We start from the raw sequence: 12533 nt of genomic DNA on the forward strand, positions 1-12533 counted from the left end.
GAAACCCCTCTTTTTTCGTCTTTTTCTCCACGCTTCTTGGGTTTTCTATGGGTGATTTCGTTACCTTTCATAGACTCGCGAAAGAAGGTTTCGTCACTCTCAACGATACCTTGCAATTGATTAAATCCAAGACTTCCTAATGCGTTCAAGATTTTATGTCTCCAATAGAATGCAGTAGAGATGTGTATATGAAGTTTTTCAGCGATTTTTGGTAGGGTGTATCCTTCTACCATTAGTTCAATGTATTTCACCCATTTTTCGGGGTAGCGAGAGCCTGAAAATGGCGTATTCGTCATATCATTGAAAGATTTTCCGCAATCATTACATAGATAGCGTTGTCTTGAACGATATTTACCGTTTCGTTTAACCGATGTGCTACCACAATGAACACAACCCAAACCAGACGCAAATCGGGCTTCACGAATGCTTTTAAGTAGTCTCGTAATTTTATCTGGTTCATCTGGAAACAAGTCCTGCTTCATAGCGTTAAACAACGCCATTTGCTCTGATTTAGTTAATTCGCTGAAGTCTTCATACACATCTGTCCACATATCCGAACGCCTCCCTAAACCCCATTATAACCTTTAAAAGTATGGGCAAGAAAGCAACAATCTATACGAAAACAGCCTTATTTTTTAACACATATAGACAGAAAAAAGTCGAATTGTTTCGGAGAAAGGTGTGAAAATGGTGATTGTGAAAAGATTCTTATATCGAGAGTTTTTATTGATTATGCTGTTTCTTCTTGTTCTAATCTCTAATGTTTGTTTATATCGTACAGCGTTTGGAGTTGAAATTTTACAATACAATCCAAATGGTGCAGTGGTAGGCTCCATAATTGATTTGTCATTGGTTTTGCCGGTTTTATTTATGGCGTGGAAGAGAAGCTGGGGATGGAAAAATATGATTTTATTGGCGGCCAGTGGTCTCATTTTAGTCCGCTTCCTAATTCCAATGGAATATTTGGCGCCATTTGAATCAATCACTTGGGCTGGCTTTCTGATTGAAGGTTTATTAGTATGTTTTGAATTGCTGCTCATCGTCACATTCTTCAAATATATGCCGTACATTACCCGTTCTGTTAAAAATAGTCCACTCCCGGTTGTTTTTTCATTCCCGAATGCTGTTGAGCAAAAAATGAAAAAAACGCCTGTTATTGTTCAAATGATTTGTTCAGAAATACTGATGTTTTATTATGCTTTTGCCAGCTGGAACAAAAAGGTGAAGCTGAGCGAAAATCAATACACCCTGCATCAAAAATCAAGCTATATTGCTTTCCAAGTGATGTTGATTCACGCGATTGTTTTTGAGACAGCAGCAATTCATTGGTGGCTGCATGGAAAATACTTTCTATTGTCCATGATCTTACTCCTTCTTAATATTTACTCGGTCATTCTATTTGTGGCAGATATTCAGGCTGTCCGTTTGAATCCCTTAAAGATTACGGAGGACCGTATGTATATTTCTCTTGGGTTAATGAAACGTATGGAAATAAAGTGGACAGATATTGAATCCCTAATTGATGAACAAGAACAACTTAAGCAAAAGGTTACTGAAAAGACGATTGAATTCATTTACCGAGATTTAGAAGAAGTTTATCCAAATGTTATTTTAAAATTAAAACACCCCGTTCAAGCCACTCTCATAATGGGCATAAAGAAAGAATATGAACAAGTTGCGATTCGAGTGGATGAACCAGAAAGATTCAAGGTGATTTTGAAAGAAAAGGTCACATTAGATAGGGAAACTAATCATTAGGAGTAACGATAAAAAAGGCATTGGGGGATATCATGATTTACATAGAGCATGGGCAGCCCATAGAAATCCGCAAATATAGTGAGCAGGACTTTATTTCTATAAATAAGCTGAATGCGGAAGAACAATGGACAAACTTAGTTACGGAGAAAGATAAAACAAAGCAAGCCTGGAACAATTCTAATATTGCATTTGTAGTACTCTCAAAAGAGGAAATTATCGGATATATAAGGGGCATTACTGATAAACATGTCACTCTCTATATTTGCGAACTTTTAATCGAAAAAAGATACCGGGGGCTAGGGATTGGTCAGTATCTGCTAAAGTTTGTACATGGATTGTATCCCTCTACGAGAATAGAGATGCTGGCAAGCAGTAAATCTCACTCCTTTTATAACCAAATCGGTTACAGACCTTTTTATGGATTTAGAAAAACATTTGGTGAATAATTTTAGTTATCTGTTTTCATTTTTTTGAAGAGTTTAAAGTAAGAATAGCGCCTAATAAAATGCCTGAAAAATATAAAGTGAGAGCATAGAATTTAATAAGGAAACTAACCAAAACAATGATCACAATCCAGATGGTCATTGTTTTATTTTTGCAGTGAAAGTTTTCCACTTGCCGATTGTCATTTTCATATTAGTGCCTATTTTGACTTCTCCTCTTTCTCTCGTTTCCTGTGATATAACAAAAACGAATCTTCTATTCACCATTGAAATAAACCATTTTTTACAATGCTGGGATATAGAGTCAATTGAGGAGAAAACGCCATTAATTATGATAAAATAGAGAGATAGATATAAAGGGGGGAGGCACATTTAATGTCTTTGCAATTTTATATTGGAAAAACAGGTACAGGTAAGACAGAGACTATTTTAAATGACATTAGGACCAAGCTGGAGAGTGATCCGGAAGGTTCTTCGATTATATATATTGTTCCAGATCAGATGACTTTTCAGGCTGAGCTGGAATTAATTAATACGCCTAATCTGGGCGGGATGATACGTGCTCAAGTGTTTAGCTTCAGCCGTCTGGCATGGAAGGTTTTGCAGGAAACAGGCGGTATGGGCAGACGGCATTTAAATAATGTCGGTGTCAACATGGTGATTCGCAAAATCATGGAGGAAAATAAGGACGAGTTAAAGACCTTTCAACGTTCCAGTGATAAGCAGGGCTTTATTACCCAGCTGAGTGATTTACTGAAGGAATGTAAGCGATATTGCCTGACTCCTGAGGAAATGCTAAACCAATCAGATGGAAAGGTATCACCGATTTTACGATCAAAGCTTGATGATCTATCCCTTTTATACAATGGATTTGAGCGTGAATTAGAGGGTCAGTACGTGGATTCAGAGGATTACTTTACTTTATTAGTAGAAAAGATGCCTGAATCAGCTTACCTTCGCGATGCTGAAATTTATATAGATGGATTTTACAGCTTTACAGCCCAGGAATACGGCATTATGGCAGCTCTAATGCAACACTGTAGGAATGTGACGGTTTCGTTGACATTAGATCAGCCCTTTAAAGAATGGGCGCCTGATCCACTTCATTTATTCAGGATGACAGGGGAAACTTATTTTGATCTATACCAGATTGCGCTCCAAAACGGAGTAAAGGTGGAGGAGGATCGTTTATTTAAGGAACCGCATCGATTTATTCAAAATGAATCCATGCAGCATTTGGATAAATGGTTTGCCAACAGACCGGCACCAGTTTATGATCAGGAGCCGAATTTTGAATTTTGCCCAGCTGGTAACAGAAGGGCTGAGGTGGAAGGAATCGCACGTAAGATTCTAAAGAGTGTTAGGGAAGGATATCGATACAGAGATATCTTTGTGTTAATGAGAAATAGCCAGGAATATGCTGAAGTGGTGGAAACCGTCTTTATGGACTATGGTATTCCTGTCTTTATCGATCAAAAGAGACCTATGCTTAATCACCCTTTGATCGAGCTTATCCGTTCTACACTTGAAGCCTTAACGAATAATTGGCGTTATGAACCGATGTTCCGTGCTATAAAAACAGACCTTTTGTTTGATAAGAATGCCTATATACCAAAAGAGCGTGAGAGTGCTGCTCTGCTAGAAAATTATGTATTATCCAGAGGCTATTATGGTGACCGTTGGAGTAAGAAGCAGGGCTGGAAGTATAAAAGAAATCGCGGTCTTGAACTGGTTGCCAGTGTCCAGACAGATGAAGAATTGAAAATGGAATTGTTGCTGAATGAAACGAAGGAACAAGTGGCAGAGCCCATCCGTCGACTTGCAAATCGTTTTAAAAAAGCAACATCCGGAACGGATTATGCTCAGGCTTTATATATGTATTTAGATGAGCTTAACATACCGGAAAAGCTTGAAAAAATGGCTCGAAGCGATGAGCAGGAAGGCCGACTCATCCATGCAACCGAGCACGACCAGGCATGGAATGGTGTCATGGATTTGTTGGATCAATTTGTAGAAATTGTTGGGGACAGGCCGGTTACGTTAAAGAATTTTGGTGCAATCCTAGAAAGCGGGATTGAAACACTGAACTTCTCCTTAATTCCACCTTCCCTTGACCAAGTAGTCGTGACCAATATGGATTTATCACGTCCTCAAAATGTAAAGATTGCTTTCATAGCAGGCCTAAATGAAGGGGTGATTCCTTCAAAAGTAAGTGAAGGGGGAATCCTTTCAGATACGGATCGAGAAACACTGAAGTCTACCGGAATAAAGATGGCACCGACATCAAGTACCAAATTATTAGATGAAGAGTTTGCTGCATACAAGGCATTCCTGCTTGCATCCGACTATGTATATTTTTCTTATCCACTGGCTGATGACGAAGGAAAGCAATTATTGGCTTCCTCTTATATGAAACGAGTGAAGGATTTATTTGGTTCGGTGAAAGAAACTTTCTTTGTGCATGATCCGGCTGAAATGAGTGATGAGCTGCAACTGGAGTATGTGGTTCAGACGAGAGCAACGCTGTCATTCCTGGCAAGCCAGCTTCAACAGAAAAAAAGGAATTATCCGGTATCGCCTGTTTGGTGGGATGTATATAACGAATATGTTAAAGACGGTCCGATGAAGGATCAGGCGGCCTTTGTTCTTTCAGCGCTTTCGTATCAAAATAAAGCGAAGAAAATCCCTGACCAAAAAGCGGTTGAATTGTATGGAGATACAATCCAGGGAAGTGTGTCAAGAATGGAGCTATTCAATAGCTGCCCATTTGCGCATTTTTCCTCACACGGCTTAAAGCTTAGGGAACGGGATATCTACCGTTTAGAAGCTCCTGATATCGGAGAAATGTTCCATGGTGCTCTGCAATGGATGACGGAACAAATTATCGAACGTGGGACAAGCTGGGGAGCTTTATCACGGGAGCAATGTATCCAATTAGCCAGAACGGCTGTAGAGGTAATGGCACCGAAACTGCAGAATGAAATCTTATTATCTTCCAATCGATTCCATTATTTAAAAAGGAAACTGGAACAAATTGTGGCGAGAGCCTCAATCACTTTAAGCGGACAAGCGAAAAACAGCCAATTTTCACCGATTGGGCTAGAGCTTGGATTTGGCCGGAGAGGTTCTTTGCCGCCTCTGACCTTTGAGCTTAAAAATGGAACAAAGATGGAACTGGCTGGGCGAATTGATCGGATTGATCAGGCGAAGACAGATGATGGAACCTATTTGAGAATCATTGATTATAAATCGAGCTCGAAGGATTTAAACTTCACGGAAATCTATTATGGAATCGCCTTGCAAATGCTGACTTACCTCGATATCGTGGTCACACACTCACCACTGTTGGTTGGGGAACAGGCTAAGCCTGCAGGTGTCCTGTATTTCCATGTTCACAATCCATTAATTAAAAACAATGGAGTTTATACGTTAGACCAGATTGAACGTGAAGTCTTTAAAAGCTTTAAGATGAAGGGATTGCTTTTAGGGGATGACCAGGTTGTTAAAATGATGGACAGTGATTTGGAAAATGGGGAATCCCTGATTGTACCTGCTGGATTTAAGAAGGATGGGCATTTTACGGCGGCTTCACGAATCGCAAGTGAAGGAGAGTTCTCTCTTTTAAGCCGGCATGTGAAGAGAATGTATGCCGATACGGGTAATGCAATTACGAGCGGTGTAGCTGATATCAAACCTTATCGTTTGCAAAATAAATTACCATGTACCTTCTGTAATTATAAAACAGTTTGCCAGTTTGATCCTTCTCTTGAGAGCAACGAGTACAGAGTATTTAAACCGGCTAAAAAAGAAGAAATCTTTGAGGCTATACGGGAGGAGGAAGAAGATGATGAATAACCGTAAACAAATTCCCGTAAAACCGGCAGATGCCTTATGGACAGATGACCAATGGAAAGCTATCACTGCGGATGGAAATGATATTCTAGTAGCGGCTGCGGCCGGAAGTGGTAAAACAGCTGTACTGGTTGAGAGGATTATCAGGAAGATTATTTCAGAGGATAACCCTCTTGATGTGGATCGTTTATTGATAGCCACCTTTACCAATGCTTCAGCTGCTGAAATGCGCCACCGTATTGCGGAGGCGCTGGAGAAGGAAATTAAAAAGAATCCGGACTCCAGACATTTACGTAAGCAGCTCAGCTTGCTGAATAAGGCGAATATCTCAACCCTTCATTCCTTCTGCTTGGATGTAGTCCGGAGTCATTATTATTTGCTGGACATTGATCCTGGATTCCGAATTGGGGACTCAACGGAAATCGAATTAATTAAAGATGAAATTCTTGAAGAAGTATTGGAAACACAGTATGGAATATCTGATAATGAGCCGTTTTTCAGGCTTATCGATGCATTTACGGATGACCGCAGTGATCGTACGATTCTCGAAATTATCCGAGTGCTTGATGATTTTTCAAGATCAAATCCCAATCCTAAAGAATGGCTGGAAAGCCTTGCGGATATGTATGAGATAGGGGAACATACCAGGATTGAGGATCTGCCATTTTATCCAGTCTTGAAATTTGATATCATGATGCGCCTCGCTGCAGCTAAAGAAATGATCCATGAAGGCTATCAATTAACCTTGCTACCTGATGGTCCAGCTGCCCTGGGTGAAACATTTAAATTAGATGAAGAGCTTATTAACAAGTTATCCGAGTCGCTTGAAGCAGATTGGCAGTCGATGGCAGATGCATTTTCAGCGGTTAGCTTTGCAAAAGCAAAAACGATTCGCAAGGGAACCTGTGATGAAGACTTGGCAAAGCAAGCCAAGAAAATGAGAGATGATGTTAAGAAATTGCTGAATGGAATTACGAGCGATTTATTCTTCCGGAAAGCAGATAGTTTTTTAAAGGATATATCAGATATGAAGCCGTATGTAGTGACGCTTGCCGGGTTGGTCACAGCGTTCCAAAAACGATTCCTGGCAGAAAAGCTTGAACGCGGGATTGTTGATTTTTCCGACTTGGAGCATATGGCGTTAGCAATTCTTGGGACTTATGAGTATGGAACATTAAAGCCAACAGATGTTGCGTTGGAGTACCGTGATAAATTCAAAGAGGTACTTGTCGATGAATATCAGGATACTAATATGGTGCAGGAAACAATCCTTCAGCTTGTTACACAGGACGGTGAGTCAACCGGCAATATGTTTATGGTTGGGGATGTTAAGCAATCTATCTATCGATTCCGCCTGGCTGAGCCTAATCTTTTCATGGGGAAATACAGCAGATTTTTAACAGAGCCGACAGATACCGGAATGAAGATTGATTTGAATAAAAATTTCCGCAGCCGAAGTGAAGTATTGGCAGGTACGAACTTTTTATTTAAACAATTGATGGGAAAAACGGTTGGTGAAATAGAATATGATGAACCCGCTGAATTGAAAAAAGGAGCAGCCTATCCTGAGGATGAAGAGTACCCGGTGGAACTTTATTTGATTGATAAATCGGCAGAAGGAGCTGGTTACGGATCTGAGGATGATGACGAGGCAGACGAAGATCTTGAAACGGTACTGTTAGAAGCTAGGCAAATGGCTGAATTAATTAAACAAATGATTAATGAACGCCGTAAAGTGTATGATGCCAAAACGAAAACATACCGAAACATTACCTATCGGGATATTGTCATCTTGCTGCGTTCCATGCCATGGGCTCCTCAAATTATGGATGAATTCAGAGCGCAGGGTATCCCGGTTTATGCCGATCTCTCAACAGGATACTTTGAAGCGACAGAAGTAGCTATTATGATCTCTCTCCTGCAAATTATTGATAATCCATATCAGGATATTCCGCTTGCATCCGTGCTGCGTTCTCCTATTGTGGGGCTGGATGAAGAAAACTTGTCAGATATCCGGATTAACCTGCCAAAGGGGCAATTCTATGATGCGTTAAAGGCCTATTGCCAGTATGGTTCATTTGAAAAATACGGGACTGTCTTTTTAAAAGTGAAGCGATTCTTTGATTATCTTCACGAATGGAGAAACCAGGCACGTGAGGGGGCACTATCCAGTTTAATTTGGCAGCTCTACCGGGACACGGGCTATTACGATTTTGTTGGCGGTATGCCTGGCGGCAAACAAAGGCAGGCCAATTTATTGGCACTATATAACCGGGCCAGACAATATGAGGAAAGTTCATTCAGAGGAATATTCCGCTTTCTCCGTTTTATCGATCGGATGAGAGAAAGGGGCAGTGATTTGGGTGCGGCACGTGCCCTCGGTGAACAGGAAGATGTTGTCCGGATTATGACCATTCATAAGAGTAAGGGACTGGAATTCCCTGTCGTGATTTTGGGCGGTTTGTCTAAGAAGTTTAATCAGATGGATCTAAAGCGTTCCTATTTAGTGGATAAGGATCTGGGCCTTGCATTTCGATATGTGAATCCGGAGTTAAGGATAACCTATCCATCCTTACCGCAGATTGCTTTTAAAAAGAAGCAGCTCCTTGAAAATATTGCGGAAGAGATGCGCGTTCTGTATGTTGCGTTAACCCGTGCAAAAGAGAAGCTGTACTTAATCGGAACACTCTCGGATGCTGAAAAATCGTTTAAGAAGTGGTCTGCCTACGAGAATAAAGAAGGCTGGCTTCTACCTGATTATACAAGGGCAAATGCCACTTCCTATATGGATTGGATTGGTCCGTCTCTAGTGAGGCATCGTATCTTTAAAGAAGGGGCAATCGCCAGTGATTCACTTGCTGAGATTGCTAGTCATCCATCAGAATGGCAGGTACATGTCCGGAAATCGAATACGTTGCAATCAGTTACAGAGGAAGAAAACATGGAAAGTAAACGATTATTTAAATCAATTGAACAAATGGAACCAATTGAGGTAGAGTCTGAGTTTAAAGAACGGGTCAGGGACCAAATGGAATGGGATTATCGATTTAAAAGCTCGACAACTGGGCGTTCTAAGCAGTCTGTGTCCGAATTGAAACGATTAAATGAATCAAAGGATGAATATAGTGCAACTGATTTGGTTCGAGCGACCTTTAAACGGATGAATTTAAAGAGACCGGCTTTTATGCAGCAAAAAACAATGTCACCTGCTGAAAAGGGAACGATGATGCATTTAGTAATGCAGCATTTGGACTTTACAAAGCCAGTCACGGAAGAGTCTGTTCAGACGTTACTGGGGTATTTGGTGATGAAGGAATACGCTACGAAGGAACAAGTCAGTGAGATAAGAACTGACCAGATTTTGAGCTTTTTTGAAAGTGAATTGGGTCAACGCTTGCAGCAAGCAAATAAAATACGCAAGGAAATTCCATTTACAATGGCACTTCCTGCACATGAAGCGTATCAGGATTGGCAGGATGGCGACGAGAACATTCTTGTTCAGGGGATAGTGGATTGCCTATTTGAAGATGAGAATGGGCTTGTACTGCTTGACTATAAAACAGACGCGATAACAGATCGATTTAAAAATGGATTTGAAGAAGCTGAGCCTGTATTAAAAGAAAGATATGAAAAGCAGATTCAGCTATATACAAGAGCGATTGAACAAATCCTGAAAAGAGAAGTTTCAGAAAGATATCTGATGTTCTTTGACGGTACACACGTATTGAAGCTTTAACTGCTGAAGGCGGCACATTTGGACGGGAAACCGTGCAGTTGTGTCGTCTTTTTTTATATTTTCTCTTTCGATACTGTCTAATTTGGGAAAATAAATGGCCAACAGGAATCGCTATATCATTTATTATTGGACCGATACGATAAATTTTTTCAAGTTAGAAGCTACTTCTTCTAGTTCGCCGGTTTCGTGATACCAAATATAAATTTTATCATCCAGGTTTGTATCTACAATCTTATAGCATAATTTGTCCCCTGTACCATCCTCGCCAATAGATATGAGATTTTTATCCATTTCTTCGTCTCGCATATCTTTATTTTGTCTTACAATATCATCCCATGTTCTTTTTAAATTTCTAGGATCTTTAATTGGGAAAAGGATCCATTCATCAATCTGTGCTTGGTTAGATAGTTTAAAGAGATCTTTATACTGTTTGGGGAAATTTCATCTAAGTGTTCTTCTGCTAATTTTATATCTAAATCTGTAACTCCAGGTTTTTTTGTATCAAGCAAATCGACAATATCATTCATTTAATCCATAACCTCCCTTTTAATCTTATATAAAGATTCTTGATATATTTTTAAAATCCTTCTTCAGTGGACCTAAAGAAATCCTATTAGCATTTATGCCAATAGGATTTATCTTAGAAGTATCAGTGATCTGGTTTAAGGCTGTAGAAAGTCTTTTTTCTTATAGGCTGGATTCGGATATTTATAGAATCCTTCCCCTGTTTTCATACCCAATTTGCCTTTGTTAATAAATTCTGTTTTGACTAAATCTGCAATGTCCTTGAATGGATTTTGCTCTGGATTTGGATGCTTTGCTGCTTTAGTACTGACGATGTTATAAACTGTTTCCAAACCGACTACATCAATAATCGCAAATGGTCCAAGAGGTGCACCTGTAGCAATCATCCATGTTTTATCGATTGTATATGGATCCGCTACTCCATTTCCCCATAGATTTTGGGCTGCATCCAGTAATGGAACGAGTAAGCTGTTTAGAATATAGCCAGGTTGCTCTTTTTTTATATGGAGCGGAACCATTCCAATTGCGGCTGCGAATTGCAATACATCTTCAACCACTTGGTCATCAGTTTGAGGATGTGGCATGACTTCTCCAGTATTATTCATCCAAACGCGGTTTGCGAAGTGCAGGGCCAAGAATTTCTCCGGACGTCCGGTATATTCGGCAAAATCACTAGGAAGCATCGTAGAAGAGTTTGTTGCAAACACCGTATGTTCAGGTGCAACTTTACTCAACTCAGTGTAAAAGTTAATTTTGATTTCTTTTAACTCTGGAATAGCTTCGATGACCAAGTCGGCATTAGCTGTTGCGATTTTTAAGTCTGTTGCATATTGAATACGTGATTGAGCAGACCTGGCTGCTTCCTGTTCATTTTTAAAATAGGCAATGTAGGTATCTTCTAAATCGGTGATACGATTCTTTGCTTGTTCAATGGCGCTCTCATTAATATCATAAATGGTGACATTAAAGCCTTTAAAGGCTGTTTGAAAAGCGATTTGACTCCCTAAAACCCCACTGCCTGCAACTGTCACATTTTTATAATTCATGATTAATTTCCCCCAATCTGTAAATTGGATATTAAGTTCTTACCAGTAAATATCCATACCCTTCAAGGAAAATATACTACTATATTGTTAAAAATAAAAATAGTAAGACTTTAGACTTGTTCAAGTGAAATAAAACGATATAGATAGGAGTAAAACAGGAATGGATGTCACTTAATAATGGAAATATAAATGAATACGATCATTGTGCTAATTTAGGAAAAGGTATGAAAAGGAGGGGATTATATGAGTAAAGCAAGGAGCGGTGTATGTGAACTCTGTCTACGAAATTATGTCGAACGGACGATTCACCATTTAATTCCACGCGAATATGGTGGGGGCCCCAATGATACCTCCAAGCTATGCATTCCATGCCATAAACAGATACATGCTCTTTATCCAAATTTGGATTTGGCTGTCAGACTTAATACGATTGAGAAACTGAGAGATGATCCTGAAATCAAGAAATATTTAAAGTGGATTGTAAAGCAGCCGGCAGGTAAATTACCGCGTATAAAAAAATCCGGCTATAAGGCCGGAAAAAGGTGATTGATTAATTATTCGCAGAGATGGGCTGATCAACCCCATTTATACCAATAACGGAGTTTCCACTAAGTCCATTTGTATCAAAAATAATTCCACCGGTAATTCCAGAACCTGATCCATTCACACTTTTAGTTGCATATTTTGGGGAGATAACCAGAGAGTCGCCGAATTGAATAATTCCGCTTCCTGCATTAAGGACTTGAACGGAACCGACAAGAGCAGGCATTAAGTTTCCTCCCTTCTTTCATTTTTGGGCCGATTAAGAAGCTGTCTTACATTCATGACTCTAGTTTCGGATCGGATAAACCGGCCGTTTCCTACCTGTAATAAAGAGGAAGCAGAGATGGCCTGTGTTCGGATGCAATCAACAAAAAGGTATGGATTAACATTCTCAAAAATGATATGAACCATTTCTTCAATTGGTTCAAAATCAGGCACTGTGTAAAATACTTTATAATCTCCGAAATTACCTTCCTTTCCGTAAAAAATTTCCTGTTCCCGCTGATAGGCAAGGACATTGTCAACTGAGTAACTATATTGAATTTCTCCTATATCAAATGTAGATCCCCTGGATAAAATGGATACATGAATATGATCGACTATCGATGTTCTTTCCCACATGGCATGGTC

9 protein-coding genes and 1 pseudogene are annotated in these 12533 nt (G+C 39.7%); 5 read left to right on the top strand and 5 right to left on the bottom strand.

Annotated features, from left to right (window positions below; all coding sequences use genetic code 11):
* Nucleotides 1-551 (bottom strand): IS1595 family transposase (locus AC4BHA_RS14735; protein WP_490558851.1); only part of this gene is annotated, 551 nt, incomplete at its 3' end.
* Nucleotides 552-687: 136 nt separating this feature from the next.
* Between AC4BHA_RS14735 and AC4BHA_RS14740 the strand changes: the two genes are divergently transcribed.
* The 4 genes from AC4BHA_RS14740 to addA all read left to right on the top strand — a co-directional run bounded on the left by AC4BHA_RS14740 (nt 688) and on the right by addA (nt 9789).
* On the top strand, nt 688-1758 hold the full coding sequence (locus AC4BHA_RS14740; RefSeq protein WP_490552019.1) for a beta-carotene 15,15'-monooxygenase: 1071 nt from the start codon (nt 688-690) through the stop codon (nt 1756-1758).
* Between the two features lie 32 nt (nt 1759-1790).
* Nucleotides 1791-2204 (top strand): GNAT family N-acetyltransferase, encoded by a 414-nt coding sequence (locus AC4BHA_RS14745; RefSeq protein WP_490551987.1) that lies wholly within the window; start codon nt 1791-1793, stop codon nt 2202-2204.
* A 372-nt stretch (nt 2205-2576) separates the two neighbouring features.
* Nucleotides 2577-6056, top strand: a complete 3480-nt coding sequence (gene addB, locus AC4BHA_RS14750; RefSeq protein WP_066101660.1) for a helicase-exonuclease AddAB subunit AddB — start codon at nt 2577-2579, stop codon at nt 6054-6056.
* On the top strand, nt 6046-9789 hold the full coding sequence (gene addA / locus AC4BHA_RS14755) for a helicase-exonuclease AddAB subunit AddA (RefSeq protein WP_490558852.1): 3744 nt from the start codon (nt 6046-6048) through the stop codon (nt 9787-9789). Before addB ends, addA begins: the two co-directional genes overlap by 11 nt.
* 123 nt (nt 9790-9912) lie before the next feature.
* Here the strand turns inward: addA and AC4BHA_RS14760 are convergent.
* Both AC4BHA_RS14760 and AC4BHA_RS14765 read right to left on the bottom strand, forming a co-directional pair.
* Nucleotides 9913-10316 (bottom strand): annotated as a pseudogene (locus AC4BHA_RS14760) (SMI1/KNR4 family protein).
* Nucleotides 10317-10451: 135 nt separating this feature from the next.
* Nucleotides 10452-11360, bottom strand: a complete 909-nt coding sequence (locus tag AC4BHA_RS14765; RefSeq protein ID WP_066101657.1) for a 3-hydroxyacyl-CoA dehydrogenase — start codon at nt 11358-11360, stop codon at nt 10452-10454.
* Between the two features lie 243 nt (nt 11361-11603).
* Between AC4BHA_RS14765 and hlpB the strand changes: the two genes are divergently transcribed.
* Nucleotides 11604-11906 (top strand): HNH nuclease-like protein HlpB, encoded by a 303-nt coding sequence (gene hlpB, locus AC4BHA_RS14770; RefSeq protein ID WP_148630864.1) that lies wholly within the window; start codon nt 11604-11606, stop codon nt 11904-11906.
* Nucleotides 11907-11910: 4 nt separating this feature from the next.
* Here hlpB and AC4BHA_RS14775 read toward each other — a convergent pair whose 3' ends face one another.
* Both AC4BHA_RS14775 and AC4BHA_RS14780 read right to left on the bottom strand, forming a co-directional pair.
* Nucleotides 11911-12129 carry a spore germination protein gene (locus AC4BHA_RS14775; RefSeq protein WP_066101652.1) on the bottom strand — a complete coding sequence of 73 codons (219 nt, stop codon included), beginning with the start codon at nt 12127-12129 and terminating at the stop codon, nt 11911-11913.
* Entirely contained in the window at nt 12129-12524 is a 396-nt protein-coding gene (locus tag AC4BHA_RS14780) for a spore germination protein GerPE (RefSeq protein WP_139891463.1), read from the bottom strand. The genes AC4BHA_RS14775 and AC4BHA_RS14780 overlap by 1 nt, the downstream gene beginning before the upstream one ends.
* Between the last annotated feature and the right edge of the window lie 9 nt (nt 12525-12533).

The organism is Pradoshia sp. Z3_51, from assembly GCF_058215915.1.

What these genes read in the sequence shown, in the direction of transcription:
- AC4BHA_RS14740 (WP_490552019.1), top strand. Translation starts at nt 688, where the DNA reads ATGGTGATTGTGAAAAGATTCTTATATCGAGAGTTTTTATTGATTATG.
- AC4BHA_RS14745 (WP_490551987.1), top strand. Translation starts at nt 1,791, where the DNA reads ATGATTTACATAGAGCATGGGCAGCCCATAGAAATCCGCAAATATAGT.
- addB (WP_066101660.1), top strand. Translation starts at nt 2,577, where the DNA reads ATGTCTTTGCAATTTTATATTGGAAAAACAGGTACAGGTAAGACAGAG.
- addA (WP_490558852.1), top strand. Translation starts at nt 6,046, where the DNA reads ATGATGAATAACCGTAAACAAATTCCCGTAAAACCGGCAGATGCCTTA.
- AC4BHA_RS14765 (WP_066101657.1), bottom strand. Translation starts at nt 11,360, where the DNA reads ATGAATTATAAAAATGTGACAGTTGCAGGCAGTGGGGTTTTAGGGAGT.
- hlpB (WP_148630864.1), top strand. Translation starts at nt 11,604, where the DNA reads ATGAGTAAAGCAAGGAGCGGTGTATGTGAACTCTGTCTACGAAATTAT.
- AC4BHA_RS14775 (WP_066101652.1), bottom strand. Translation starts at nt 12,129, where the DNA reads ATGCCTGCTCTTGTCGGTTCCGTTCAAGTCCTTAATGCAGGAAGCGGA.
- AC4BHA_RS14780 (WP_139891463.1), bottom strand. Translation starts at nt 12,524, where the DNA reads ATGTGGGAAAGAACATCGATAGTCGATCATATTCATGTATCCATTTTA.